Source organism: Pseudomonas sp. 67(2021), assembly GCF_017491835.1.
Lineage (GTDB): Bacteria > Pseudomonadota > Gammaproteobacteria > Pseudomonadales > Pseudomonadaceae > Aquipseudomonas > Aquipseudomonas atacamensis.
Window position 1 is genome coordinate 38195 of sequence record NZ_JAFGYL010000018.1, and the last position, 26172, is coordinate 64366.

General features: G+C 60.2%; 21 protein-coding genes. 7 read left to right on the forward strand and 14 right to left on the reverse strand.

Annotated elements, in window-relative coordinates:
- The first annotated feature begins 12 nt into the window (after nt 1-12).
- Complete coding sequence (gene mnmC / locus J5M66_RS20465; protein ID WP_207807783.1) at nt 13-1992, forward strand: bifunctional tRNA (5-methylaminomethyl-2-thiouridine)(34)-methyltransferase MnmD/FAD-dependent 5-carboxymethylaminomethyl-2-thiouridine(34) oxidoreductase MnmC; 1980 nt, start codon at nt 13-15, stop codon at nt 1990-1992.
- A gap of 3 nt (nt 1993-1995) precedes the next feature.
- On the opposite strand, the gene J5M66_RS20470 is transcribed toward mnmC, so the two are convergent.
- The gene (locus J5M66_RS20470; RefSeq protein WP_207807784.1) at nt 1996-6819 is read right to left on the reverse strand and encodes an NEL-type E3 ubiquitin ligase domain-containing protein; all 4824 of its coding nucleotides are present in this window, start codon (nt 6817-6819) and stop codon (nt 1996-1998) included.
- A 318-nt stretch (nt 6820-7137) separates the two neighbouring features.
- Between J5M66_RS20470 and J5M66_RS20475 the strand changes: the two genes are divergently transcribed.
- The 4 genes from J5M66_RS20475 to J5M66_RS20490 all read left to right on the forward strand — a co-directional run bounded on the left by J5M66_RS20475 (nt 7138) and on the right by J5M66_RS20490 (nt 12413).
- Nucleotides 7138-8910 (forward strand): N-acetylglutaminylglutamine amidotransferase, encoded by a 1773-nt coding sequence (locus J5M66_RS20475; protein WP_207807785.1) that lies wholly within the window; start codon nt 7138-7140, stop codon nt 8908-8910.
- 3 nt (nt 8911-8913) lie between these two features.
- On the forward strand, nt 8914-10662 hold the full coding sequence (ngg, locus tag J5M66_RS20480; RefSeq protein WP_207807786.1) for an N-acetylglutaminylglutamine synthetase: 1749 nt from the start codon (nt 8914-8916) through the stop codon (nt 10660-10662).
- Between the two features lie 166 nt (nt 10663-10828).
- Nucleotides 10829-12019: an osmoprotectant NAGGN system M42 family peptidase gene (locus J5M66_RS20485; protein ID WP_024013890.1), complete on the forward strand. Its 1191-nt coding sequence runs from the start codon at nt 10829-10831 to the stop codon at nt 12017-12019.
- Nucleotides 12020-12185: 166 nt separating this feature from the next.
- Nucleotides 12186-12413, forward strand: coding sequence for a YheU family protein (locus tag J5M66_RS20490; RefSeq protein ID WP_003172962.1), 228 nt, complete (start codon nt 12186-12188; stop codon nt 12411-12413).
- A 5-nt stretch (nt 12414-12418) separates the two neighbouring features.
- Here J5M66_RS20490 and csrA read toward each other — a convergent pair whose 3' ends face one another.
- The 3 genes from csrA to J5M66_RS20505 form a co-directional block, all read right to left on the reverse strand.
- Entirely contained in the window at nt 12419-12604 is a 186-nt protein-coding gene (csrA, locus tag J5M66_RS20495) for a carbon storage regulator CsrA (protein WP_024013891.1), read from the reverse strand.
- A 133-nt stretch (nt 12605-12737) separates the two neighbouring features.
- Entirely contained in the window at nt 12738-13070 is a 333-nt protein-coding gene (locus J5M66_RS20500; protein ID WP_016770946.1) for a YnfA family protein, read from the reverse strand.
- Between the two features lie 63 nt (nt 13071-13133).
- Complete coding sequence (locus tag J5M66_RS20505) at nt 13134-13949, reverse strand: SDR family oxidoreductase (RefSeq protein WP_125926386.1); 816 nt, start codon at nt 13947-13949, stop codon at nt 13134-13136.
- Nucleotides 13950-14280: 331 nt separating this feature from the next.
- Here J5M66_RS20505 and J5M66_RS20510 point away from each other — a divergent pair, with 331 nt between their 5' ends.
- On the forward strand, nt 14281-14433 hold the full coding sequence (locus tag J5M66_RS20510) for a DUF3309 family protein (protein WP_003183939.1): 153 nt from the start codon (nt 14281-14283) through the stop codon (nt 14431-14433).
- A gap of 72 nt (nt 14434-14505) precedes the next feature.
- Here the strand turns inward: J5M66_RS20510 and J5M66_RS20515 are convergent, their stop codons facing one another.
- The 10 genes from J5M66_RS20515 to J5M66_RS20560 all read right to left on the reverse strand — a co-directional run bounded on the left by J5M66_RS20515 (nt 14506) and on the right by J5M66_RS20560 (nt 23934).
- Nucleotides 14506-16599 carry an LTA synthase family protein gene (locus J5M66_RS20515; protein ID WP_056788312.1) on the reverse strand — a complete coding sequence of 698 codons (2094 nt, stop codon included), beginning with the start codon at nt 16597-16599 and terminating at the stop codon, nt 14506-14508.
- Between the two features lie 314 nt (nt 16600-16913).
- Nucleotides 16914-17519 carry an START domain-containing protein gene (locus J5M66_RS20520; protein ID WP_207807787.1) on the reverse strand — a complete coding sequence of 202 codons (606 nt, stop codon included), beginning with the start codon at nt 17517-17519 and terminating at the stop codon, nt 16914-16916.
- A gap of 40 nt (nt 17520-17559) precedes the next feature.
- Nucleotides 17560-17814 (reverse strand): YkgJ family cysteine cluster protein, encoded by a 255-nt coding sequence (locus tag J5M66_RS20525; RefSeq protein ID WP_016770949.1) that lies wholly within the window; start codon nt 17812-17814, stop codon nt 17560-17562.
- Nucleotides 17815-17977: 163 nt separating this feature from the next.
- Nucleotides 17978-18451, reverse strand: a complete 474-nt coding sequence (locus tag J5M66_RS20530) for a translation initiation factor 2 (RefSeq protein ID WP_123443583.1) — start codon at nt 18449-18451, stop codon at nt 17978-17980.
- Nucleotides 18452-18529: 78 nt separating this feature from the next.
- Nucleotides 18530-19969 carry a PLP-dependent aminotransferase family protein gene (locus J5M66_RS20535; RefSeq protein WP_024013893.1) on the reverse strand — a complete coding sequence of 480 codons (1440 nt, stop codon included), beginning with the start codon at nt 19967-19969 and terminating at the stop codon, nt 18530-18532.
- Nucleotides 19970-20170: 201 nt separating this feature from the next.
- Complete coding sequence (locus tag J5M66_RS20540; RefSeq protein WP_024013894.1) at nt 20171-20983, reverse strand: OmpA family protein; 813 nt, start codon at nt 20981-20983, stop codon at nt 20171-20173.
- Nucleotides 20980-21342: a DUF4398 domain-containing protein gene (locus J5M66_RS20545; RefSeq protein WP_207807788.1), complete on the reverse strand. Its 363-nt coding sequence runs from the start codon at nt 21340-21342 to the stop codon at nt 20980-20982. Before J5M66_RS20545 ends, J5M66_RS20540 begins: the two co-directional genes overlap by 4 nt.
- A gap of 9 nt (nt 21343-21351) precedes the next feature.
- Complete coding sequence (locus J5M66_RS20550; RefSeq protein ID WP_207807789.1) at nt 21352-22173, reverse strand: transporter substrate-binding domain-containing protein; 822 nt, start codon at nt 22171-22173, stop codon at nt 21352-21354.
- 81 nt (nt 22174-22254) lie between these two features.
- The gene (locus J5M66_RS20555; RefSeq protein ID WP_016770954.1) at nt 22255-23184 is read right to left on the reverse strand and encodes an FAD-binding protein; all 930 of its coding nucleotides are present in this window, start codon (nt 23182-23184) and stop codon (nt 22255-22257) included.
- Nucleotides 23185-23934 carry an electron transfer flavoprotein subunit beta/FixA family protein gene (locus tag J5M66_RS20560; protein WP_007908338.1) on the reverse strand — a complete coding sequence of 250 codons (750 nt, stop codon included), beginning with the start codon at nt 23932-23934 and terminating at the stop codon, nt 23185-23187.
- A 550-nt stretch (nt 23935-24484) separates the two neighbouring features.
- Between J5M66_RS20560 and J5M66_RS20565 the strand changes: the two genes are divergently transcribed.
- Nucleotides 24485-26149, forward strand: a complete 1665-nt coding sequence (locus J5M66_RS20565) for an electron transfer flavoprotein-ubiquinone oxidoreductase (protein ID WP_024013896.1) — start codon at nt 24485-24487, stop codon at nt 26147-26149.
- The last annotated feature ends 23 nt before the right edge of the window (nt 26150-26172 follow it).

The window sequence follows — 26172 nt, forward strand, 5'->3', positions numbered from 1 at the left end:
GCCGAGCCTGCCATGAAAGCCGAAATGCCCCACGCCCAACTCGACTGGGACGACCAGGGACGCCCACGTTCGCGGGTGTTTGATGACGTGTATTTTTCCGATCAGTCGGGGCTGGAGGAAACCCGTTACGTGTTTCTTGAGCAGAACCGTCTGGCCGAGCGCTTTGCTGCGCTGCCGGCGGATGGTCGGCTGGTCATTGGCGAAACCGGCTTCGGCACCGGGCTGAATTTTCTCTGCGCCTGGCAGTTGTTCGAACAGCACGCGGTGGCCGGCGCGCGTTTGCATTTTGTCAGCGTGGAAAAGTACCCGCTGGCGCCTGCGGATCTGCGCCGGGCCTTGGCACTGTGGCCGGAACTCAAGCCATTGGCCGATCAGTTGCTCAAGCACTACGTGGCGATTCATCAAGGCTTTCAACGCATCACTCTGGCCAACGGCCGCGTGACGCTGACCTTGCTCATCGGCGATGCGCTGGAGCAACTGCCGCAACTCGATGCACAGATCGACGCGTGGTTTCTCGACGGTTTCGCTCCGGCGAAAAACCCGGACATGTGGACGGCGGAGCTGTTCGTCGAACTGGCGCGCCTGGCCGCACCGGGATCGACTATCAGCACCTTCACCAGCACCGGTTGGGTCCGGCGTCTGCTCAACGCTGCCGGGTTCAAGATGAAGCGCACACCGGGCATCGGCCACAAGTGGGAAATCCTGCGTGGCGAATTTCTCGGCTGGCCCGCCGAGGTGGCGGCGCCAATACCGGCGAAACCCTGGTTCGCCCGCCCTGCTCCGTTGCGCGGTGAGCGCCGGGCGCTGGTGATCGGCGCGGGCCTGGCCGGCTGCGCGACGGCGTCGAGTCTGGCGGCGCGCGGCTGGCAGGTGAGTCTGCTGGAGCGTCACGCGGCGGTGGCGCAGGAAGCTTCGGGGAATCCGCAAGGCGTGCTCTATCTCAAGTTGTCCGCCCATGGCACGGCGTTGTCGCAGTTGATTGTCAGTGGCTTCGGTTACACCCGACGCCTGCTGGAAAGCCTGCAACGCGGCAGCGACTGGGATGACTGCGGCGTGCTGCAATTGGCGTTCAATGCCAAAGAAGCCGAGCGCCACGCGCAACTGGCGGCGGCGTTTCCTGAAGATCTCTTGCAGTGGCTGGAACAACCCGAAGCGCAGGCTCGCGCCGGTGTCGGCGTGGCCCACGGCGGTTTGTTCTACCCCGAAGGCGGCTGGGTGCATCCGCCGGCACTGTGTCAGGCCCAGGCGATGCACGCCAACATTGAATTGCTCAGCCATCACGAAGCTTTGGAACTGCGCAAAGTCGCTGACCAGTGGCAAGCGTTCGACGGCGAGCGTTTGCTCGCCAGTGCGCCGGTGGTGATCCTGGCCGGAGCTGCCGAAATCAAACGTTTTGCCCAAAGCGCCGAATTGCCGCTCAAGCGCATTCGCGGGCAGATTACGCGTCTGCCTGAAACCGCAGACAGTCATGCGCTGACCACCGTGGTGTGCGCCGAAGGCTACGTCGCCCCGGCGCGTCTGGGCGAGCACACCCTGGGCGCGAGTTTCGACTTCAACAGCGACGACCTGACGCCCACGACTGCCGAGCACCAAGGCAATCTGGCGATGCTCGAAGAGATTTCCAGCGACCTGCTGAGCCGTCTGAACATCAGCGAGCAGCCAATTGAGAACCTTGAGGGCCGCGCAGCCTATCGCTGCACCAGCCCCGATTACCTGCCGATTGTCGGCCCGCTCGCTGATCTGCAAACCTTCAATCAGACCTACGCTGCGTTGAGCAAAGACGCCCGACAAGTGCCGGACCTCGCCTGCCCGTGGCTCGACGGTCTGTACGTCAACAGCGGCCACGGTTCTCGCGGGCTGATCACCGCGCCGCTGTGCGGCGAACTGCTCGCCGCGTGGCTGGACAACGAGCCGCTGCCGTTGCCGCGCAGCGTGGCCGAAGCGTGCCATCCCAACCGGTTTGCCTTGCGCAAACTGATTCGCGGCAAGTGAATATCAGATGTCCGGCATCACACAGAGGCCGAGATCCATCAGGCGTATGGACTCTTCGGTCAGGCGCTTGATCACTGCCTCTTGTGCCTGCTCCTTTTCAAGCTGGAGGGCATTCGCCTGACTCACATAGTCGGCACTGAGCAGGGTGTCCGCCTGCTCATCGAGGGCACTCATGCGCGGCGCGAACGATTCATCGATCATTGAAAATTTGCGCGCAAACGTACGCTTCAGATAATCACGCCAGAACGTTCGCTCCTGCATGTATTTCAGCCATTGCGGGGAAAGTTCGGCAGTCATCACGCGATTTCTGGCGACCTCAAGATCAGCGGCTGTCACGCCACTCTGGGCATCGAACAGCATACCTTTCGGTTGACCGCGCAGCCCCAGCTCATCGGTCAGACCGATGCGATAAGCAAGGTTCATCTCCAGTGCATCGACCTTCGGCGCCCGGAGCGAATGCTCCAAGGCAATTTCTTCCAGCTTGTCCAGCCTGAACAGACTGCGGCCCAGTTCCAGCAGAGCTTTGGCAGTGACCTTGCGGCCGCTTGCCGCGCTGGTTACCCGCTCGACTTCCACCTCGACTTCCAGGCGACTGAACACCAGCGTTGCGTTGTCGGTGCAATGAAGCGGATCGGCAGCCGTGTCGAGCACTTGCTCACACAGCGGCCCGTCAGCTTCGGCCGCCTTCAGTACCGCCCAGACGCGTCGCTGCAAGTCGGCGCTGGCCTTTTTCCCGTCCGCGGTATCGCCCAGTTGCGCCAGCACGGTGAACAACCCATCGGCCTTCGGCTCGTTTCGCAATGCCGTCCAGATCCGCGTCTGTTCTGCCCACTCCTCGCCACTGTTCTTGGTCAACCAGAGCGAGCGAGCGTGTTGCTCGTTCATCCTGGCGATGTCATCGGGGAGGTAGTCCATACCGATGCCGAAATTATCGCGATAGTTTTCCAGATGCGTTTTGCTGCGTTCGGAAAAAGGATTCAGTCCCAGCTTGAGTGCGCTGGTGAAATGGCGTGTTTTCTGGAATAACCAGTCGGGCAGCTCTTTGATTTTATTCCCGGTCAGGTTCATCAATTCAATGTGGACGGAATTGGACAGGCCTTCTGGCAGTTCCGTGATGCCGGTTTCTTGCAGGGACAAGCGGCGCAGTTGCGTCATTTGACTGAAATCCGGGGTGGCGCCCAACGGATTCTTGTCCAGATTCAGGTAGCGCAACGTGCTCAGCCTGTTCAGCTTCGCCAGGGTCTGTTCGGTCAGCTTGAGCTGATTGTTTGCCAGGCTCAGCCGTTGCAGACGCGGCATGTGCGACAACACTTCAGGCAGCCGGGTGATCGTGTTGCTGCCCAGTTCCAGTAGCTCTAGCTGTTTGAAGGACTTGAGGAAGTGCGCGACATCATCACCCAGCGCCATGTTACGCATCGACAATTGCTCTATGTGGTCAAAGCTCACCGACGGCGGCAATGTTGGCACCTTACCGATGCGCATGCCGTCAAGGTTGAGCGTACAGAGGCTTTTTCCCTCTTCGTTGGTGGCCCAATGAAAGCGTCGAAATCCTTCTTCGATCAACTCGGCGGCGATTTTCCGGCTGTGGCGCGCTTCGGCCAGATCGCCACCCATGGCTTTCAGGGCCGCGGCATCTTCGCTCCAGACAAATAGCGCGTCACGCAGGGTTTGCAGATCCTGACGCAGGGCTTTGATGCGGGTCGCACGGCTCAACGGATCATCGCCCAGCTCATCGAGCAATTGGCTGAGCTGCTGCTGATTCAAGCGTGGATACAGTTTGCGCGCCTTGCGCAGCAGCGCCCGCGAATGCTCCGTCCCGGCAGCCTGATCGCTCTGCATGCAGGCCGGCTCGACAAGCCGAGGCTCAAACGTGCCGCGAACCAATGTCTGCGCCGTCTCCTCGCGTTCATCCAGCGCTGCATCGAGCAATTTGCTGCGCAAGCGCACGGTGTCGGCCTGCGCAGACTCGCCCAACCCGGCGGCCGTCCGCTGACGCAACGGCAGCGCTTTGAGAATCGCGCTGTACAGATCCCCCGGCGCTGCTGCCACTTTGCCAAGTGACTTGCCGTCGCCACTGAACGCCTCGTAACCGGCAGCAGACTTCACCAGCGAGCAGGTATTTTCGGGTTTCGCAGCAGCATCGCCGATGGCTTCCAGGATCGGCCCGGCGAGTGTCTTGTCACGCACTTGCAAGCGCAATTGCGCATCCCAGCCGCTCAGTCGTGGCAGCAACTGAATGGCCAGTTTGTCGGTATCGGCATTGGCCAGTCGTGGCCAATGCAAACCTGCCAGGGCACGATCGAGTCGCACTGCGTTGATGTTTTGCCTGACGCGCTGCCCCATCCGTAACGGCACCTGCCCGGTCTCGCGCAGATGCAATCGTTCGATACTCGGCGCGCGCTCGATCACCTGCTGCCCATGGCGCGTCGCAATGGCGGCAAAGACCTTGCGCAACTTCAGCACATCGTCCGCCTCGCTCCGGTCATAACGCTGATACATACGCTCAAGCACCTCACGATGATCCGTCTTCAGCGCCGCGCCGAGCTTCTTCGCCAGCGCCGACTCTTCCAGACTGGCGGCGGTTTTACTGCCGAGCAGAGCATCGACTTCGTTCTGGTACAGACCATCAATGACCGTTCGCAGCAACTGCCCCGCCGCCAGTTGTTCACGGCTGACTGCCACGCTCAGAGCTTCGTCGGGCTCGCGGGTCAATGGATATGTTGCCTCGACGCTGCCATCGGCGTTGGTCACCTCGATGTAGCGGTCGGTTGGCCAGCCCTTGAGCTTGGGCAATGCGTGCAATTGCTCCTCGGCAGGCTGGCCGGAATGTACTTCGCCGGCCTGCAGTTCGCGGGTCAGCTGGCGCAGTTGACGGGACAGGCGCACGCGTTCCACCGTGTCGCGCAGACGCTCCGGCAACGCCAGGTTATCGTTGAACGCCTGGAGCAATTGGTCATGACTGGTGCCACTGAGCCGACGCATGTTATCCAGGTCGCTGTCGGTGAATTCGCTCAGGTGCGGGTCGATGCGTTTGAGTGTGTACGCAGAACTGCCCCACTCCTCGGGCTCTTCGCCAGGAATGCGCCAGCCCCCCTCAACGTGTCGGGCCAACTCCGGGGCATAGGCGTCAGCGCGACTGGCATGCTCCAGACGCCACAGGCTGGCATCGGCATCGTAACTGCCGGCAAAGAATCGATGATCGACACGCCCAAGGGTTTTGCGGCCCACCTGATAAAACTCCTTGGAGCTGGCATCAATGGTGAATCCCGCCGGGAGTGAATGCTCATAGGCAACGAGATCGGGCTTCCACAGACGTGCCTTGCCTGCGTGATTGAGGATGGCCCGAAATTGCCCGAAGAACTCCGGGTGCGAGCGCAGCAGTTTGCCGCCCAGCGTGCCCAACGCCTTCTGCCCGCCGGCAAACGCCGCCATCAGCGCAATGTTCTCCACCACGCTGAGCAGGTGCGAAAGCGCTTGCTGATGATCGCCACGCTGCCAGTCTTCGACCCCTTCATACACTTCGCCGAGCAATTGCCCGACCGCAACGCCCATCATCAGTTGGCCAAGGACCGGCACAAACATGCCCGCCACTGACGCAATGGTCACGCCCAACTGGAGAAAATCCAGCAGACGTTTCTGGCGTGCGTCCTCATCGATATCTGCCGTCGGCACTGCCAGTTTGCGCGCATCGATCTGTAATTTGCCGACGTGACTCTGCACCATGAAATCAAAAAGCGGGACACTCATCGACAGTTGCTTGATGAGGCCCAACTCGCCCTTTTCCTCGAACGTTTTGAAGAAATCGGCCTTGTCATCCTCATCTAGGCATCGACCGAAATAATCCTTGTAGTCCGGTTTGCGCAGTTGTTGCGTGAGATAGTTTTTGAAGGCATTGAAGCTCGGATATTCGTACAACGCCCTCTCGGGCTCGCCCGCCATGTAGACCAGGCAACCATCCTCGGGATGTTCCTGCACCGAGCGCGCGCAGAACACCACGACGCCCCACACGCAGCTGTCCAGTATCTCGATGCCCTGCATGATCATCGGGTCGTTACCGTGGCGCAGGGTTGCCGACGCCACGCCCTGGGCATCAATAAGATCCTGCAGCATGCGCAATCCCTGCGGAGTGATATCAGCCTTGAGCGCGGCCAGATGGGCGTCGAGCTGCAACAGGCTTTTTTTCATTGCGCCAATGTCGCGGGTCAGGACACTGCTGGTCACGACTTTGCCGTCGGCATCGCGCAGGCCGAAGACTTGCTGGAAATGTTGCTGATATTTCTTGCCCAGGTCGAGCGTGCGGCACAACGCGGCGAACGCCTGCGGTGTCAGGCCCTGCACTCCCGCAGGCGCACTGGCAATGCGCACGGCACTGCCGGACGGGAAACCATCGGCTTGCTCCTCGTCTTCAGTGAAGTTCTGCATCGCCGCCTGCAGCAGGGTTTGCGCGGCGTGTTTTACGACATCGATACCCGCCTGGTTGGTCGCCGTCGCGTCGCAGCCGCAATCGTCACCCGGCAGACTGAGCACATCCTGTTCGACGTCATAGACCGCCGGCCACTTGGCGTTCAACGCAGCGGTGAGTTCTTTTTTGCAGAAACCGCGCAACGATTGCAATCCGGCCAGATCCTTGGCCACTTTGAGCTGCAGGCGATGCAGCTCGCGAGCGGTCTGATCCAGCGTCGCCAGCGTGTCGGTCGAAGCCTTGAGCAAATAAGGCGGCAGACTTTTCTCCAGGGCTTCGGCCGTGTCGAGGTCTGCGGTGGCTTCCAGCAGCGTACCGAGCACTGAAGATGGAGCAAGGTTTTGTTTCTGTTGCTGCACTGACATGGCAATAGTCCTTCATTGCTGTTGGGGCTTTCGACCTTAGCGATGGTGTGAATGAATTGATAATGGAAAAAACTGCTGGCAAATGCCGCAAACACACGCAGTTTTTCGGCCTATAAAACAGCCCGCTACCGCCCCGCAAAAAAAACCGGCTAACGCTGCCAGGGCGCCCTCTATCACCGACCTGCAGAGGCCGTAACGCCGCGCTTATAACTTATCGATCTAAAACTCCGCCTACCGTGACAGGTCAGTTTCTGAGTACCCGCACTTTTCGCGTGGTACGGCTTGACCTTCCCCAACGGAAAAACCGGTAAGGACTTTATGTGCGGATTAGCTGGCGAGTTACGTTTTGATCAACAACCTGCAGACCTTGCAGCGATCGAGAGAATCACCCATCACCTGGCCCCTCGCGGCCCTGACGCGTGGGGCTTCCATGCCCAAGGGCCGATTGCCCTGGGCCATCGACGCCTGAAAATCATGGACCTGTCGGACGGCTCGGCGCAGCCGATGATCGACAGCCAACTGGGCCTGTCCCTGGCGTTCAACGGCGCGATCTACAACTTCCCGGAATTGCGCGCAGAGCTTGAAGCACTGGGTTATGCCTTCTATTCGGGTGGCGACACCGAAGTGCTGCTCAAGGGTTATCACGCCTGGGGCGAGGCACTGCTGCCGAAACTCAACGGCATGTTCGCCTTCGCCATTTGGGAGCGTGATGCCCAGCGCCTGTTCATCGCTCGTGACCGTCTCGGCGTAAAGCCGTTGTACCTGTCGCGCACTGGCCAACGCCTGCGCTTCGCCTCGGCACTGCCGGCGCTGCTCAAGGGCGGCGACATCAACCCGATCCTCGATCCGGTGGCGCTCAATCACTATCTGAATTTCCATGCGGTGGTGCCTGCGCCGCGCACCTTGCTGGCCGGTATCGAAAAACTGCCGCCTGCCACCTGGATGCGCGTTGAAGCCGATGGCCGCACCGAGCAGAAAACCTGGTGGACCCTGCCCTACGGCCCGAATGAAGACGAGAAAAACCTCAATCTGGAAGACTGGGTCGATCGCGTCCTCGACAGCACCCGCGAAGCGGTGGCGATTCGTCAGCGTGCGGCAGTGGACGTCGGTGTGTTGCTTTCCGGCGGTGTCGATTCGAGCATGCTCGTCGGCCTGTTGCGCGAAGTCGGCGTAGAGAATCTGTCGACCTTCTCCATTGGTTTCCAGGATGCCGGCGGCGAGCGCGGCGACGAATTCCAGTATTCCGACCTGATCGCCAAGCACTACGGCACCCGCCACCATCAGTTGCGCATTGACGAGAAAGAAATCATCGAGCAACTGCCCGCCGCCTTCCGCGCAATGAGCGAACCGATGGTCAGCCATGACTGCATCGCGTTCTATCTGTTGTCCCGCGAAGTGGCCAAGCACTGCAAAGTGGTGCAGAGCGGCCAAGGCGCGGACGAACTGTTTGCCGGTTACCACTGGTATCCGCAGGTCGACGGCGCAGCAGATCCTTATGCGTCCTATCGCGATGCGTTCTTCGACCGCAGCTATGACGACTACGCGGCGACGGTTCAGCCGAAATGGCTGGTCGACCACGATGCGGCGGGCGACTTCGTCAAACAGCACTTTGCCCAGCCTGGCGCCGATGCTGCCGTGGACAAGGCGCTGCGCCTGGACAGCATGGTGATGCTGGTCGATGACCCGGTCAAACGCGTCGACAACATGACCATGGCCTGGGGCCTGGAAGCGCGTACGCCTTTTCTGGACTATCGACTGGTCGAGCTGTCTGCTCGTGTACCAGGTCAATTCAAGCTGCCCGATGGCGGCAAGCAAGTACTGAAAGAAGCTGCGCGCCGGGTCATTCCAAGCGAAGTGATCGACCGCAAGAAAGGCTATTTCCCGGTGCCGGGTCTCAAGCACTTGCAGGGCGACACACTCAATTGGGTGCGCGAGCTGCTGCTGGATCCGAGCCAGGATCGCGGCCTGTTCAACCCGAGCATGCTCGACAAGCTTTTGACTGATCCGCAAGGCCAACTGACCCCGTTGCGCGGCTCGAAACTGTGGCAACTGGCAGCCCTGAACCTGTGGCTCAGTGAACAAGGAATCTGATTGATGAAACCCCATGCCACGTCCATCAACCAACGCCTGTTGCGTGGTCAGGCCCCCTCGTATGAACGTTTGCAGGCGCGCCTGGCCGAAGACGGCAGCGAGCCTGCCAGCGCCCCGATTGCTGTGCATTGCGGTTGGGGCCGGCTGCTGATCGGTCACACCTTTCCCGACCCGGCGTCGCTGGCGCAGGAGCTGCTCAACGAGCAGCCCGGCGAGCGCGATATCGCCCTGTATGTTGCCGCACCGCAGCAGATTCTCGGCCTCGAGCCGACGCAGCTGTTTCTCGATCCATCCGACACCCTGCGTTTGTGGTTCAGCGATTACCGGCAGGCCACGCGGGTGTTTCGCGGCTTCCGCATTCGTCGTGCGCAGAGCGAAACCGACTGGCAGGGCATCAACCGTTTGTACCAGGCGCGCGGCATGTTGCCGATCGATCAGGAGTTGCTCACCCCGCATCATCAGGGCGGCCCGGTCTACTGGCTGGCGGAAGACGAAGACAGCGGCGCGGTGATCGGCAGTGTCATGGGCCTCAATCATGAAAAAGCCTTCAACGATCCGGAACATGGCAGCAGCCTCTGGTGCCTGGCGGTCGACCCGCATTGCTCGCGCCCCGGCGTCGGCGAAGTGTTGGTGCGACATTTGGTCGAGCACTTCATGAGTCGCGGCCTGGCTTATCTGGATCTGTCGGTGCTGCACGACAACCGCCAGGCGAAAAACCTTTACGCCAAACTGGGTTTCCGCAACCTGCCGACCTTCGCCATCAAGCGCAAGAACGGCATCAACCAGCCGCTGTTTCTCGGCCCGGGCCCGGAGGCGAATTTCAATCCTTACGCGCGGATCATCGTCGAAGAAGCGCATCGACGCGGTATCGACGTGCAAGTCGATGACGCCGACGCCGGGCTGTTCACCCTCAGCCATGGCGGCCGTCGCGTGCGCTGCCGCGAGTCGCTGAGCGATCTGACCAGTGCGATCAGCATGACCCTGTGCCAGGACAAAAGTCTGACCCACAAGGTGCTCAAGGCCGCAGGCCTGAAACTGCCGGCGCAGCAACTGGCGGGCAATGCCGACGACAACCTGGCCTTCCTCGATGAGCACCAACGGGTGGTGGTCAAGCCTCTCGATGGCGAACAGGGCCACGGCGTCGCGGTGGATCTGCGCACCATCGAAGAAGTGCAGAAGGCTATCGAAACCGCCAAGCAGTTCGACAGTCGCGTGCTGCTGGAAAGCTTCCACGAAGGCCTTGATCTGCGCATCGTGGTGATCGGCTTTGAAGTGGTTGCGGCGGCGATTCGCAAGCCCGCCGAAGTGGTCGGCGATGGTCAGCATTCGATCGGTGCGCTGATCGAAGCGCAGAGCCGCCGCCGGCAAGCGGCCACCAGTGGCGAAAGCAAGATTCCGCTGGACCACGAAACCCAACGCACGCTGCATGCGGCCGGTTACGACTACAGCAGTATCCTGCCGGCCGGCGAGCATCTGTTCGTGCGGCGCACCGCCAACCTGCACACCGGCGGGACACTGGAAGACGTGACCGACATTCTTCATCCGACCCTGGTCGACGCGGCCGTGCGCGCGGCGCGGGCGCTGGATATTCCGATGGTCGGGCTCGATCTGATGGTGCCGGCGGCAGATCAGCCCGAGTACGTGTTCATCGAAGCCAATGAGCGCGCCGGCCTCGCCAACCATGAACCGCAGCCGACGGCGGAGCGCTTTGTCGATCTGTTGTTTCCGCATAGTCAGCCGGCTGTCTCTTGAACCATCGTTGTTCCGGCTGACGCCTTCGCGAGCAGGCTCGCTCCCACAGGGGGAATGCATTCCAAATGTGGGAGCGAGCCTGCTCGCGAAGAGGCCCTGAACGTCACCACCAATTTTCCTCATCGAAACCATCGGTGTGCACAACCCATCAGGAGTTTCCATGACCATGACCACACAAATCCCTGAACCGGATCTGGCTTACCTGCAAAAAGTCCTGCTGGAAATGCTCGCCATTCCCAGCCCTACCGGGTTCACAGACACCATCGTGCGCTATGTCGCCGAGCGTCTCGAAGAGCTGGGTATTCCGTTTGAAATGACCCGGCGCGGCACCATCCGCGCGACGTTGAAGGGCAAAAAGAGCAGCCCTGATCGCGCAGTGTCGGCGCACCTGGACACCATCGGCGCCGCTGTGCGTGCGGTGAAAGACAACGGTCGCCTGACCCTCGCGCCGGTCGGTTGCTGGTCGAGCCGCTTTGCCGAAGGCAGCCGGGTCAGCCTGTTTACCGACACCGGGGTGATTCGCGGCAGCGTGTTGCCGCTGATGGCGTCCGGGCATGCGTTCAACACCCAGGTCGATGAAATGCCGATCAGTTGGGACCATGTCGAGCTGCGTCTGGACGCCTACTGCACGACCAAGGCCGATTGCGAGTCGCTGGGCATTCATGTCGGCGACGTGGTGGCCTTCGATCCGCTGCCCGAGTTCACCGAAAGCGGCCATATCAGCGCCCGCCACCTCGACGACAAGGCCGGTGTTGCCGCATTGCTCGCTGCTCTGAAGGCGATTGTCGACAGCGGCCAGGAACTGAACATCGATTGCCATCCGCTGTTCACCATCACCGAGGAAACCGGCAGCGGTGCAGCGGCGGCATTGCCGTGGGACGTCAGCGAGTTTGTCGGCATCGACATTGCACCGGTCGCCCCCGGCCAGCATTCCAGCGAACACGCGGTGAGCGTGGCGATGCAGGACTCCGGCGGGCCGTATGACTATCACCTGTCGCGGCATCTGTTGCGTCTGGCCGATGAACACGAATTGCCGGTGCGCCGTGACATGTTCCGCTATTACTTCAGCGATGCGCACTCGGCGGTCACCGCCGGCCACGACATCCGCACTGCCCTGCTCGCTTTCGGCTGCGATGCCACCCATGGCTACGAACGCACGCACATCGACAGCCTGGCGGCGCTCAGCCGTTTGCTCGGTGCGTACATCCTCAGCCCGCCGGTCTTTGCCAGCGACGCGGCACCGGCCAATGCTTCACTGGATCGCTTCAGCCATCAGATTGAGCATGACACGCAGATGGAAAGCGAAACCCGCGTGCCGCCGGTGGACAGTCTGGTGGGGCAGCGTTCTGACAGTTGAGCCTTCGGTGAGATAACCGCTTTCGCGAGCAGGCTCGCTCCCACAGGGATCGCATTTCAAAGGTGGGAGCGAGCCTGCTCGCAAATAGGCCGGCAAGACCGATACAGAACTGGCAGACGAAACCCAATCCCCGTAGCATCCCGACATCGATTTGACCGAGGTGCCCATGCTCATTCCCCACGACGCGCTTGAAGTCGACACCCTCACCCGCCTGATCGAGGATTTCGTCACCCGCGACGGTACCGACAACGGCGATGACACCCCGCTGGAAACCCGCGTCCTGCGCGTACGCCAGGCATTGACCAAAGGCCAGGCCCTGATCGTGTTCGACCCGGAAAGCGAACAGTGCCAGCTGATGCTCAAGCACGACGTACCCAAGCATTTGTTCGACTGAAGCCGTCAGCCAGCCTTCGCTGCGGCCTCCTTGCGCTTGATCCGGTCATAGACCTCGGCGCGGTGTACATGGACCTTTTTCGGCGCCTCGACGCCGAAGCGCACGCTGGAACCGTTGACCGACAGAACACGCAGGGTGATGTCGTCTCCAATTGAAATCAACTCACCGACCACACGGCTGAGTACAAGCATGGGATTCATCCTTCAGGACTGGCAAACCCTGAAGATGCGCGGCTTACAGCGTCTTCACAATCCACGACGAGCAAATTAGTCTTGCCCTACAGTAGCCCACGCCCACAGCTGTCAGACGCTTCGCACAAAAGCCTCAGGCGGCAGAAAAGCGCGGCCCGAACAGAATGATGCTGGCACCGACCACGCACAGCGCCATGCCGATCCAGTCCGAGCCCAGCGGGCGCACCCGCTCGACCACCGCCAGCCAGCCAATCGAAGCAACGATGTAGATCCCGCCATACGCGGCATAGGCGCGCCCGGCGTAGGCCGCTTCAACACGGGTCAGCAACAGCGCGAACAGGGTCAGGCTGAGCAACGCGGGAATCACCCACAACGCACTCTTGCCCTGACGCAGCCACATGTAGAAGGCAAAACAGCCGGCGATTTCAAACAGCGCCGCAAGGAAGAACCACAAGTAATTGAGCATGGAGGCGTCTCGACAGGGTGACCGTGGCGGCCACCCTAACGACGCGGCAGGAATCGAACAAGATCAAGCGTTGTTTTGTTTGGCCTTGGCGCGCATTTTCTCGGCCATGGAAGTCATTTCGTTGTAGAGCAGTTGCGGATTCTTCTGTTTGAGCGCCCAGGCCATGCGCCCTTGTTCGTGAGGCAGAATCAGGAATTCGCCGGCGGCGACTTGCTGGTAGATGTAGTCAGCGATGTCGGCGGCACTGATCGGCGAACTTTCCAGCAACTTGCCGACCTGGGCTTTCATGGCCGGGGTCGGGCCACGGAAAGAATCGAGCAAGTTGGTCTGGAAGAACGATGGGCAAACCACATGCACCGCCACTTCCTGCTGTGCCAGTTCGATCAGCAGACTTTCCGACAACGCCACCACGCCGGCCTTGGCCACGTTGTAGTTACTCATTGCCGGGCCTTGCATCAACGCGGCCATGGAGGCGATGTTGATGATCTTCCCCTTGCTCTGTTCCAGCAGCGGCAGGAACGCCTTGCAGCCCTTGACCACACCCATCAGGTTGATCGCGATCTGCCAGTCCCAGTCTTCCAGCGACAACTCGCTGAAGAATCCGCCCGAGGCGACGCCGGCATTGTTGACGATGATGTCGATGCCGCCGAGCTTCTCCTCGCACGCCTGGGCGAAGGCGGTGAGCTGGCTGTAATCGCGCACGTCACAGCGCTGAATGAAGCCGTCACCGCCCGCCTCGCGCACCAGTTTCAGGGTTTCCTGCAGGCCGGGTTCACTGACATCGGACAAGGCCAGCCGCCAGCCTTCACGGGCCCAGCGCAGGGCGATTTCGCGACCCAGGCCTGAGCCTGCACCAGTGATCATCATGCGATTTTGCATAGCGGACAGCCTTGTTGTTCCGGGAAAGATGTGCCGAGTGTAGCGAAGGAACTTCGTTCACCCACGCTCCATCCAGTTGCTGAATGGAGGATCAAAAGATTCCAGCCGTCATTGTTTTCGGGATGGTCTGATGTAGGAGCTGACGAGTGCAACGAGGCTGCGATCTTTTTGCTGGAAAGGAAATAACCGAGCAATCCAAATACATTAAAAAAACATTGAATTTTTTTTCATCGGCGCAAGTCGGAACATGTAAGCCGGCTGGAATTTAGTTGCTCTCCAGCTGCCCACTGAGCATCAAGACTCTTCCAGACTCTGAACAAGGAAATCACCCATGGGCACAATTCTAATCATCATCCTGATCCTGTTGCTGATCGGTGGTCTGCCGGTCTTCCCGCACTCCAGAAGTTGGGGTTATGGCCCGTCGGGTATTATCGGCGTGGTGTTGGTCGTGCTGCTGGTGCTGTTGTTACTCGGCAAGATATGACGATTTGAAGCTGTAAAAAAAGAGGCCCTTTTGCAAGGGCCTCTTTTTTATTGCGTGGACTTTAAGGAGTGATCAGTCCGGCTTGCCGTGAATGACACCGGCGGTGTTATCGAGCAAGCTCTTGGTTGCGGTTTGCAGGAACGCTTCAAGTTTGAGTTTGAGTTCGGCAGTGCGCGGCGCGTCCGGTACAACTTCGGCGTGCGGGTTGGCGCCCAGCTGATATTTCCAGATTTTCGGGCCCATGTCCTTGTCACGCGGCAGCACCAGAATCTCATCGGCGGTGACGATGGCGGTGGTCTGCTCGCTGCCCGAAGGCTTGATCACGCCAAAACCGGTGTCGCCCTGCGGCAGGTTGAGCAGGTCACGGCCCCAGCACTGGTGACGCACTTCGCCACCGAGGCGGCCCATGATGGTCGGCACGATGTCGATCTGCGTACCCACGGTGTGGTCGCGGGTACCGAACTTCTGCTGGATGCCCGGGGCAATCATCAGCATCGGCACGTTGAAGCGACCCAGGTCCATTTCGGTGATCTGGCGCTCGTTGCCGAAGCCGTGGTCGCCGACGATGACGAACAGGGTTTCGTTGAAGTACTTCTCTTTGCGCGCCTTCTCGAAGAACTGGCCGAGCGCCCAATCGGAATAGCGCATGGCGGTCAGGTGTTCGTTGAGGCTGCCACGGTCAGTGACGCGCTCGACCGGCAATGGCGTCGGCAAGGCGTACGGCGTGTGGTTGGACAGGGTTTGCAGCAGCGCGTAAAACGGCTTGCCGTTTTCCCGCGCCTTCAGTTCCTGCAGGCCACGATCGAACATGTCCTGGTCGGACACGCCCCAGGTCGGATCGGAGAACACCGGATTGACGAAGTCGTTGCGGCCAACGAAGTTGGTCATGCCCTGGTTGCTGAAGAAGCCCGACTGGTTATCCCAGGCGAAGTCGCCGTTGTAGACGTAGACATCGTCATAGTCGCGGGCGCTGAGCAGCTGCGGCAGACCGGACAGTTTGTGGCTGCCTTCCGGGGTCTGCATCAGGTATTCGAAACCTGGCAGGTTGGGGAAGCAGGCCATGGTCGCGAACATGCCCTGATGGGTGTGGGTGCCGTTGGAGAAGAAACGGTCGAACAGCAGACCTTCCTTCGACAGCTTGTCCAGGTACGGGGTGATATTGCCCGGCGCGCCCAAAGCACCGACCGAGTGACCGGCCATGCTTTCCATCAGGATCACCACGACGTTCTTGATCGGCAGGGTCTTGTCGGCCGGCGGCATGTAGTCGCGGCGAACAGCGGCGATGTCGGCATCGACCAGTTTGTCGTCCGGCATCAGCAGCATGTCGCGCACCACTTGCTGCGCCTGCTCCTGCGGCAGCGTGGCTTTCCAGATGTTGTCGCGGTCTTCGCCCATGCGCGCCTTGGCTGCGGCGACCAGCGACAGCGTGCCATTGAGGCCGAGCTGGTTGGCGAAGTTGGAATCGGTGGTGTAGACGTCACCCCAACGCATCGGCGGGCCTTGACGCAGGGTGCCGCGAGCGGCGACGACGCAGATCAGCAGGCAGACTACGAACACCGCCAGGCGGGTGTACCACGGCGCAACCTGACGGGAGCTGACGCTGCCGCCGCTGAACGGTCCGCGCGGGCGGGTGGCGCGGTCGGCGCCTTTGAACGCCAGGGTCAGAATGACCGTGCCGATTACCCATGCCAGCACGTAGCGCACCACCGGGAAACCGTACCAGAGCATGCTCATTACGGTTTTCGGGTCTTCCTTCACGTACTGGAACACCAGACCATTGAGGCGCTGGTGAAATTCGCGGTAGAAGTCCATTTCCATCAGGCCGAGAAACAGCGCGATGCTCGAGGCGACCGTCAGCCACAGACGGAAGAAACCGCGCGCGGCCATGGCCCGGGCACTGAACAGCGCCAGCACCAGCGGAATGCACAGGTACACCACCAGGCGCAGGTCGAAACGCAGACCGTTGACGAACGCTTCAAGGAAGGTCGCGGCCGGGGTGTCGAGGATCATCTCGCGGTTGTAGACCAGCAGCGCGAGGCGCAGCGCGGAAAACATGACCATCATGACCAGTGCGCACAGCAGCGTGTAGGCCAGATGCGATTTGACGGTCGGTTGCAGCAGGCGAGCAGAAGATCGCTGCTGATTCAGGGCGTCCGGGTTTGCCATGTCGTTTTAGGACCCATTGGAAGTTGAAGTTGCAAAAATACAGCGGCGCCAGGCCCTCTATTGGTCAGTCCAGACCCCGGGGCGTGCGCGGTGCGCAAATGTTGCACGATCGTTCACACCATTGCCATTGATTACTGCCCTGCTCTTCGAGACTTTCATTCGAAGGGTTGGCAGCGCTATGGCAGGCAACAAGTGCGGGCGAATTGTCTTGGAGACTTTGTGAAAATTTCGTGCAACGCATATCTGGAAATACAATTTAGAGACAAAACAAAACGCCCCGAACCGGTCGGGGCGTTTTGCTTACAGCGAATTGATTATTTCTCGGCGCGTTCTTTCAGCGCTTTCAGGGTATTGAATGGCGCATCCACCACAAACTTGTTGGCGACCATGGCCGGCACGCTACCGCCCGGCTCGGTGTGCACCTGATAAGTCACTTCAACCTGATCGCCCTTAGGCACGAACTTCCAGAAGCCTTTGACCTGCTGAACCCGCACGAAACCTTTTTCTTCCGGCAGATAGGTCGGTACACCTTCAAGGTTCCGGGTCAGGCTGCCATCGGCACCTTCAACGGTGGTGATCTTCAGCACCGAATCACGCGGGGTCACCGGCCACGGCGTGTTGAATTGCGAATAGGTCCAGCTCAGATCGCCTTCGTGCTTGAGCAGTTTCTGGCTCTTGCACTCGTGAATCCACGCGCACGCGCCGGAGACGTCTTCCTGCAAGGCGCGCAGTTTGGCAACGGTGGTTTTCATCAGCGCGACGCCTTGGTAGGACTTGTAGTCCGAACCGGGTATCTCGCTCAGGGAAACCTTGATGCCGTCTTCGTTCTTCGCCACTTTCCAGTCTTCCGCGTGGGCGAGCGAAGTGGCAAGTACGGCAGTCAGACCACACAACACAGCGATACGGTGCAGCGAACCCATAGTGTTATTCCTTATTGTTGAAGTTCCGTTCGTGAACACATCACGCCGCCGTCATCTGCTCCCACCAGCCGATCAATCTGATCGCTTCTTCCGAACTGCTGCCGCACACCTCGACATCCGCAGCGAAGCCCGAGCAGACAGCCGGACGTTCCGGACGGCCGAAAATGCTGCACAGGTTATCGACCGACAGTTGCACGCAACGTTCGCCGGCGGGCTTGCCATCGGGCATGCCGGGGATCGGCGAACTGATGGAGGGGGCAATGCAGCAAGCGCCACAGCCTTCACGGCATTTCATGACGAACAGATCCTCGCGACGGGCGATGTGTAAAGAGACGGGAAACAGAGTAACCGCTAAAACGACTGTTTCAAATTGCTACGAGCGGCTTTTCAACGATAAGTAAAAGTGACCGGGCGGTCTCCGACGAAGCGTCTGGTCTGCGCGTTGCAGAGGGCTGCATCTATTGCTTGAATTCGAAATCCAGCGCTGCGCCTTCCACATCGCGTCGCGCTTCGTTGCGCAGTTGCAACTGCATTTCGTTGCTGAGCAAACGGCCGTTGAGCTGGAAGCCGTTATCTTTCTCGCCAAACATCTGCGGCAGGATGGCCTCGCGTTTGGGCAGCTCAACGGTGCCCTGGGGCTTCAACTCTTCAACCATATCCTTGGGCAGGCTGAGATCGAGTTTTGCCGGCGGCAATTTGGTCTTGGCCACTTCGCTGGCGGGTTTCGATTTCGAAGCAACCGGGCGGCGCTTCTTCACCGTGACGTTTTTTTTCGCCTGGGCTTTTTTTGCCGGAGCCGCGGTTTTGGTGGCTTTGTTCGTGGTACTGGTCGCTGCCGGTTTTTCCTGGGCTGCGGCCGCCAGGACACCCGGCGCCTGGCCGATCATCAGCAAACCCAGCAGTACCCACGCGGCAGGAACAATCGCTTTCATGGACCCAACGAACTAACGGCAGAGGGCCACATGCTCGCCTGTTGTGCGTCACATGACAAGCCTCAGCGCCCTCCCCGTTCAGAATCCGCCAGCGGTTTCCTGACATAGTTGGGTGGCCAACAGACCCAGCGTCATCAGCGCCCGCTCCGCTTCGCGGTTCCACGGAATGCCGCAGTTGAGGCGGATACAGTGGTTGAACTGCTCGGTATTACTGAAGATCAGCCCCGGCGCGATGCTGATGCCTTGTTGCAGCGCGCGGACATGCAATTCCTGAGTGTTGACCCGCCCCGGCAAGCTCACCCAGAGGATGAAACCGCCCGTGGGCCGGGACATTTGCGTGCCCTCGGGGAAGTGCTGCTGCACCGCCAGCTGGAACGCGCTGAGGTTCTTCCGGTATTCCTGACGGATGTAGCGTAAATGCCGGTCATAACCGCCGTTTTCCAGATACGCGGCAATCGCCATCTGCGTGACGCTGCACGCCGAATGGGTGCTGAAGGTTTGCAGGCGCTGGATTTCCTGTTGGTATTTGCCGGCGATCATCCAGCCGATGCGCACACCCGGTGATAGGGTTTTGGAGAAGCTCGAGCAGTAGATCACCCGATCCAGGCGGTCGTAGGCTTTCAGCGCTTTGGTGCGGCCCTGCTCGAACATTAGTTCGCCGTAGATATCGTCTTCGACAATCTGAATGTCGAAATCCGAGGCCAGACGCAACAACTGTTTCTGCCGCTCTTCCGGCATGGTTCCGCCGAGGGGGTTGCTCAGGCGCGTGGTCAGCACCAGCGCCTTGATCGACCATTGGTTGGCGGCCAGTTGCAAGGCCTCCAGGCTCATGCCGGTGGCGGGATCGCTGGGGATTTCGATGACTTTCAGGCCGAGCAGATCGGCCAGTTGCAGCAGGCCGTAATAGGTCGGCGATTCGGCAGCGATCAGATCGCCCGGCCGGGTCAGCACGCGCAACGACATCTGCAAGGCGTCGACACAGCCGTGGGTGATCACCACTTCCGACGGATCGACCACCACGCCAGCGTCACGCATGCGGATCGCCACTTGCCGACGCAGCGGTTCGAAGCCGGGGCTGAACATGTAGCTGAACGCCCGAGGGCTGTGGAAGCGGGTGACCTTGGCCAATTGCTGATGCAGCGCGCGCACCGGCAGATAATCGACACTCGGCACCGCAGCGCCCAGCGGAAACACGCCTTCGCGGCGGGATTCGACCAATACCTGTTGAATGATGCTGCTGCGCGTCACCAGCCCCGGCCGTTCGACCCGGGCAATGTCCGGCGTCGGCGCGGTCAGCGCCGGGGTCTGGTGTACGTAGTAACCCGACTGCGGCCGGGCGCGGATCAGGCCCTGATCTTCGAGATTGGCGTAAGCCTGCAGTACCGTCGCATGGCTGACGTTGAGCTGCGAACTCATCTTGCGCACCGAAGGCACGCGCTCCCCCGGTTGATAGACACCACGGCGGATGTCTTCGGCCAGTTGCTGAGCAATACGTTGGTATAGCAAGAGATTGGTCATGACGCAGCACTCGATTTCACGGGCGTTTTATTCTTGTCTGAAACAATACCGGAACAGTTTAGAAGTGTACTGGGACAGTTGCCAGATTACTCGACCGTACAGTGCGGTGTCTGCCCCATCTGTACGGTTTTGCGCGGCAATCGACAGACACAAAAAAGCCCGGCACTGCATGACAGTCCGGGCTTTCCAGAGACGCAGCCCTCAGCGGGCGGCGCCGAGCTGGCCTTTTTCGTCAGAGAACACGATTTCTACGCGGCGGTTCTGCGCCCGTCCACGCTCGGAGGCGTTGGCATCGACCGGGAACTGATCACCGTAACCTTCGACCTGAATGCGTTTTTCGTCGATACCCAGATCGACCAGCACGTCAGCCACCGATTGCGCACGATCGCGGGACAGTTTGAGGTTTTCCTGTCTGCCACCGGTGCTGTCGGTGTAACCCTCGATGCGCACAACGCGCTTGGGATTCAGTTGCAGGAACTGGACGATCTTCAGTACGACGCGGTTGGCCGAGTTTTTCAGTTCCGCCTGGCCGGTGTCGAACAACACGTCGCCGAGGGTCATCACCAGACCCCGATCGGTCTGAGTGGTGGCCAGCGCCACGATCTGTTCCTCCAGCCACTTGCCTTGTTGCTGCACGCTGAGCAGTTTCGATTCGCGCAGGGCCAGTTGCAGACGCTGGCGCTCAAGCTCGAGCTTGGCGGCGCGCTCCTCGTTGAGCGCCTGATTGGTGTGCTCGCGGGCGATTTCGCTGTAGCGCTGGCTCAGGTAGGCGTAATGCACCACGTCGGCACCGCTGCCCCAATAGGTCGACAGCCGATCGGCGCGGGCCAGGGACTCACCGGCGCGGATCACGTCTTTCGGCGCGATGCGCAGCACGTTGGAATCTTCCTTGACCTTCTGGAAATCAGCGCCGGCCTGTTGCAGCGCAGCCTCGCTGTGCTGGCCGGCGCAGCCGTAGAGGCTGGCGCAACCGGCAAGAAGCAGAATGCCGAGAGCATTGGACTTGAGGCTCATTGTGCTTCCCCCAGTTGCAGCTGCTTGCGCAGGCGGACAATGCGGATATTGAGCACATTCAGCTGTTCTTCACTTTTTTTCGTCAGCACCTTGGCCTCGGCCAGACGTGCATCCAGTTCGGCCTGCTCGGCACGCATGCGCGCGTTGCGATAGGACTCGTCGGCCATGCTGCCTTTGGCGCGGTTGTATTTTGTTTCGGCCAGTTGCATTTCCGGCACTTCGTCAGCGGTGGCGCCGACTGCCTTGGCCTGCACGATGGCTTGTTCGGTCAAACGCATTTGTTCACTGGGTGCCGGATCGGATGCGCACCCGGCCAGGGCCAGAACGGCCACTGCCGCGAAAAGAGGTCGAATACTCACTAAGAATCCCTACTGTTTTGGGGCACTGACAGGTAGTGGCGGCTGTTGCTGTTGCGCCTTCCAGCGCTCGATGTTGCGTTGCAGCGCGGCTTCCGTCAGTCCGGACGCGGGCAATTCTGTCATCTTTTTGGCGAGCTGTCCGCGCAACCACGGATCGTTGCAGGCCGAGTTATGCGAAACCGCGAGGAACAGACCCGGCCGGTCGATGGGTTGTTCGAACGCCAACAGATCGCTGGTCATGCCCAATGTCTGCGCGGCGGCCAGGCCTGAGTAACGGCCGGCGAGGACATATTCCACCTCGCCCAACAGCAGTTTCTGTAATGCCTCGGTAAGGTTGGCTGTGCGGGTCAGGGTCAGATTCTGTTCGGCGAAAGTGCCGAATGCCTGGGTCATCCGCGACTTTTCCGACACCGCGCCGGCATGGCCTTTCAGGTCGCTGGCCTCGGCATAGGTCAGCGTCGAGCCTTTGCGGGTCCACACCAGGTAGTCGTTTTCCAGCAGTGGCGGATGAATGAAGTCGAAGTTTTCCAGCTCATTCACGGTCAGCGGCGCGTCGGCCAGCATGTCCATGCGCCCGCTGCGCACTTCATCGAGGGCCTGCGAGCGTTTGCCGGCGTAGAGCAGGTCGACTTTGATGCCCAGATCCTTGGCCACTTGCTGCAGCAGATCGGCACTGGCGCCGATCAGGCGCTTGGGGTTTTGCGGGTCCTGCCACAGGTACGGCGGCGCGTCCGGGCTGCCGGTGACAACCAGGCGCTCGCACTTGCCAGCGGCCATGGCCAAACCTGGCAACAGCACCAATCCCAACAACCATCCGCAGCGCAGATCCATGGCAAAACGCTCCCCAGCCAAATCCAAGACAAAAAAAAGCCCGACCAACAGGCCGGGCTCTTTATAAGTGAAGCCGCCGGATTAGACCAGCTTCTCCAGCTCAGGTACTGCTTCGAACAGATCCGCCACGAGACCGTAATCGGCCACCTGGAAGATCGGCGCTTCTTCGTCCTTGTTGATCGCAACGATCACCTTGGAGTCTTTCATGCCGGCCAGATGCTGGATCGCGCCGGAGATACCGACGGCGATGTACAGCTGTGGCGCAACGATCTTGCCGGTCTGACCGACCTGCATGTCGTTCGGTACGAAACCTGCGTCGACCGCAGCGCGCGAGGCGCCCACAGCAGCGCCGAGTTTGTCGGCCAGCGCGTACAGGTGTTTGAAGTTGTCACCGTTCTGCATGCCGCGACCGCCGGAAACGACGATCTTGGCAGCGGTCAGCTCAGGACGGTCGGACTTGGCCAGCTCTTCGCTGACGAAGCTCGAAGTACCGGCGTCGTGGGCAGCGCCAACGGCTTCAACGGCAGCCGAACCACCTTCAGCAGCAACCGGATCGAAACCGGTGGCACGCACGGTGATCACTTTGATCGCGGCGGTCGATTGCACGGTAGCGATGGCGTTACCGGCGTAGATCGGACGCTTGAAAGTGTCAGCGCTTTCTACCGAGATGATCTCGGAGATCTGGTCAACGTCCAGCGCAGCAGCAACGCGCGGCAGGATGTTTTTGCCGTTGGAGGTCGCGGCAGCCAGGATGTGGCTGTAGCCAGCGCCCAGCTCTGCAACCAGCGGAGCTACGTTCTCTGGCAGCTGATGCGCGTAGGCGGCGTTGTCAGCATTCAGGACTTTGCTCACGCCAGCGATTTTCGCCGCGGCTTCGGCCACCGGGCCTGCGCCCTGACCTGCTACCAGAACGTGGATGTCGCCGCCGATTTTGGCAGCAGCGGCCACGGTGTTCAGTGTGGCCGGGGCCAGCACTTTGTTGTCGTGTTCAGCAATAACCAAGATAGTCATTTAGATTACCTTCGCTTCGTTCTTGAGTTTTTCAACCAGTTCAGCCACCGACTTGACCTTGATGCCTGCGCTGCGTGCAGCCGGCGCTTCGACTTTCAGGGTCTTGTTGGTGGAGGCGGTGGAAACGCCCAAAGCGTCCGGAGTCAGCACTTCGAGAGGCTTCTTCTTGGCTTTCATGATGTTTGGCAGGGACGCGTAGCGCGGCTCGTTCAAACGCAGGTCGGTGGTGACGATGGCTGGCAGTTTCAGCGAAACGGTCTGCGCGCCGCCGTCGATTTCGCGGGTCACGGCAACGCTGTCGCCGGAGACTTCGACTTTCGAAGCGAAGGTGCCCTGACCGTAGCCGCTCAGTGCCGCGAGCATCTGGCCGGTCTGGTTGTTGTCGCTGTCGATCGCCTGTTTGCCGAGGATCACCAGCTGCGGCTGTTCCTTGTCGACGACGGCCTTGAGCAGCTTGGCCACGGCCAGCGAGGTCAGGTCTTCAGCGGATTCGACGAGGATGGCGCGATCGGCACCCAGAGCCAGTGCGGTACGCAGCTGCTCCTGAGCGGTGGTCGGGCCGATGGAGACGACGACGATTTCAGTCGCAACGCCCTTCTCTTTCAGGCGTACGGCTTCTTCCACGGCGATTTCGCAGAATGGGTTCATCGACATCTTGACGTTGGCGAGGTCGACGCCGGAATTGTCCGCCTTGACGCGGACCTTGACGTTGTAATCCACAACGCGTTTGACAGCTACAAGAACCTTCATGGATTCCTCGTTACTCTCCGGTGAAAAGAAAGTCGCCTAGGCGAACCTGGCGGATGATGCTCATCGGGCGACAAGGGCACCTCTAAAAACGCCGGCTTGAATGTGAGGTGATTCACTTCGCGAAGGGAGGTGACCGTTCGTCAGGGGTGACTGTCGGGTCATTCATTCTCACGCTGTGTAAACTGCGCGCCGGACTTGCGCTGCGCATCACCGTCTACTGCCTGTGCCCTGTCTTTAGAGGTGCTCTTGAAACCGCCAGTCTGCCTACGGCGAGCGCAAAACCGCCCGTATCTTGACCGGAACGCCCATTCTGGTCAATACGCCAAAATGCCCTGTCATAAGCCGTGCTTCTTTGATTTATCAGGGCTGGAGGCGATTCAAACAAACGTTTGTATTGGACGCTCGGAGTGGTGTAGATATAATGCGCCGCCTAGAGAGAAAGGTGGATTCGCCAATATTCCCTTTGACGTTAACGTAAAGGCAATACGGATGCGAGATCAAACCTCCATATTAGAAAAAAAACTGTTGAGCCTTGAGTAGGAGATAGCCTGTGGAACGCGAATACATGGAATTCGACGTCGTCATCGTCGGTGCCGGCCCCGCTGGTCTGTCCGCCGCCTGCCGCTTGAAGCAGAAGGCCGCTGACGCCGGTAAGGAAATCAGCGTCTGCGTGGTCGAAAAAGGCTCCGAAGTCGGCGCACACATCCTCTCCGGAGCGGTGTTCGAACCCCGCGCCCTGAACGAACTGTTCCCGGACTGGAAAGAACTCGGCGCGCCGCTGAACACGCCCGTCACACGCGATGACATTTTCGTGCTGAAAAACGCTGACAGCGCGCAGAAGATTCCTGACTTCTTTGTGCCCAAGACCATGCACAACGAAGGCAACTACATCATCTCCCTGGGCAACCTGTGCCGCTGGCTGGCCCAGCAGGCGGAAAACCTCGGTGTGGAAATCTACCCGGGCTTCGCCGCTCAGGAAGCGCTGATCGATGAAAACGGCGTGGTGCGCGGGATCATCACCGGTGATCTGGGCGTCGACCGTGAAGGCCATCCGAAAGAAGGTCTGTACACCCCCGGCATGGAACTGCGTGGCAAATACACGCTGTTCGCCGAAGGCTGCCGTGGCCACATCGGCAAGCAACTGATCAAACGCTACAACCTCGACAGCGATGCCGACGTTCAGCACTACGGCATCGGCCTGAAAGAAATCTGGGAAATCGACCCGGCCAAGCATCAGCCAGGCCTGGTGGTGCACACCGCCGGCTGGCCGCTGGACATCATGGGCACCGAGAACACCGGCGGCTCGTTCCTCTATCACCTGGAAAACAATCAGGTGGTGGTCGGTCTGATCGTCGACCTGTCCTACAGCAACACGTACCTGTCGCCGTTCGATGAGTTCCAGCGCCTCAAGCATCACCCGGTGCTCAAGCAATATCTGGAAGGCGGCAAGCGCGTCAGCTACGGCGCCCGCGCCATCGCCAAGGGCGGCCTGAACTCGCTGCCGAAAATGGTCTTCAAGGGCGGAGCGCTGATCGGTTGCGACCTCGGCACCCTGAACTTCGCCAAGATCAAAGGCAGCCACACCGCGATGAAATCCGGCATGCTCGCGGCGGAATCGGTAGCCGATGCGCTGTTCGCCGAGCAGGATTGCACCGTCGAACTGACCACTTACGTCGACGCATTCAAGAACAGCTGGCTGCACGAAGAACTGTTCGCCAGCCGTAACTTCGGCCCGGCGATTCACAAGTACGGCGCGATCATCGGCGGTGGTTTCAACTGGCTGGACCAGAACATCTTCGGCGGCAAACTGCCGTTCACCCTGCGCGACACCAAGCCGGATTACGCCTGCCTCAAGCTCGCGGCCGACTGCAAGAAGATCGACTACCCGAAACCTGACGGCAAACTGAGTTTCGACAAACTCAGCTCGGTGTTCATCTCCGGCACCAACCACGAAGAAGAGCAGCCGTGCCACTTGAAGCTGACCGATCCGAGCATCCCGATCAGCAAAAACCTGCCGCTGTACGACGAACCGGCGCAGCGTTACTGCCCGGCCGGCGTATACGAAGTGATCACCAAGGAAGACGGCGAGAAGCGCTTCCAGATCAACGCCCAGAACTGCGTGCACTGCAAGACCTGTGACATCAAGGACCCTGCGCAGAACATCACCTGGGTCGCGCCGGAAGGCGCCGGCGGCCCGACTTACCCGAACATGTAAGTCGAAACGCTGAACAACAAGGC

Bases quoted from the DNA above. Each gene is read 5' to 3' on its own strand.
- J5M66_RS20510 (WP_003183939.1), top strand. From the start codon at position 14,281: ATGGGCACAATTCTAATCATCATCCTGATCCTGTTGCTGATCGGTGGT.
- J5M66_RS20475 (WP_207807785.1), top strand. From the start codon at position 7,138: ATGTGCGGATTAGCTGGCGAGTTACGTTTTGATCAACAACCTGCAGAC.
- J5M66_RS20535 (WP_024013893.1), bottom strand. From the start codon at position 19,969: ATGACCAATCTCTTGCTATACCAACGTATTGCTCAGCAACTGGCCGAA.
- csrA (WP_024013891.1), bottom strand. From the start codon at position 12,604: ATGCTTGTACTCAGCCGTGTGGTCGGTGAGTTGATTTCAATTGGAGAC.
- J5M66_RS20550 (WP_207807789.1), bottom strand. From the start codon at position 22,173: ATGGATCTGCGCTGCGGATGGTTGTTGGGATTGGTGCTGTTGCCAGGT.
- J5M66_RS20560 (WP_007908338.1), bottom strand. From the start codon at position 23,934: ATGAAGGTTCTTGTAGCTGTCAAACGCGTTGTGGATTACAACGTCAAG.
- J5M66_RS20485 (WP_024013890.1), top strand. From the start codon at position 10,829: ATGACCACACAAATCCCTGAACCGGATCTGGCTTACCTGCAAAAAGTC.
- J5M66_RS20520 (WP_207807787.1), bottom strand. From the start codon at position 17,519: ATGGGTTCGCTGCACCGTATCGCTGTGTTGTGTGGTCTGACTGCCGTA.
- J5M66_RS20470 (WP_207807784.1), bottom strand. From the start codon at position 6,819: ATGTCAGTGCAGCAACAGAAACAAAACCTTGCTCCATCTTCAGTGCTC.
- J5M66_RS20500 (WP_016770946.1), bottom strand. From the start codon at position 13,070: ATGCTCAATTACTTGTGGTTCTTCCTTGCGGCGCTGTTTGAAATCGCC.
- ngg (WP_207807786.1), top strand. From the start codon at position 8,914: ATGAAACCCCATGCCACGTCCATCAACCAACGCCTGTTGCGTGGTCAG.
- mnmC (WP_207807783.1), top strand. From the start codon at position 13: ATGAAAGCCGAAATGCCCCACGCCCAACTCGACTGGGACGACCAGGGA.
- J5M66_RS20530 (WP_123443583.1), bottom strand. From the start codon at position 18,451: ATGAAAGCGATTGTTCCTGCCGCGTGGGTACTGCTGGGTTTGCTGATG.
- J5M66_RS20525 (WP_016770949.1), bottom strand. From the start codon at position 17,814: ATGAAATGCCGTGAAGGCTGTGGCGCTTGCTGCATTGCCCCCTCCATC.
- J5M66_RS20515 (WP_056788312.1), bottom strand. From the start codon at position 16,599: ATGGCAAACCCGGACGCCCTGAATCAGCAGCGATCTTCTGCTCGCCTG.
- J5M66_RS20540 (WP_024013894.1), bottom strand. From the start codon at position 20,983: ATGAGCCTCAAGTCCAATGCTCTCGGCATTCTGCTTCTTGCCGGTTGC.
- J5M66_RS20505 (WP_125926386.1), bottom strand. From the start codon at position 13,949: ATGCAAAATCGCATGATGATCACTGGTGCAGGCTCAGGCCTGGGTCGC.
- J5M66_RS20555 (WP_016770954.1), bottom strand. From the start codon at position 23,184: ATGACTATCTTGGTTATTGCTGAACACGACAACAAAGTGCTGGCCCCG.
- J5M66_RS20490 (WP_003172962.1), top strand. From the start codon at position 12,186: ATGCTCATTCCCCACGACGCGCTTGAAGTCGACACCCTCACCCGCCTG.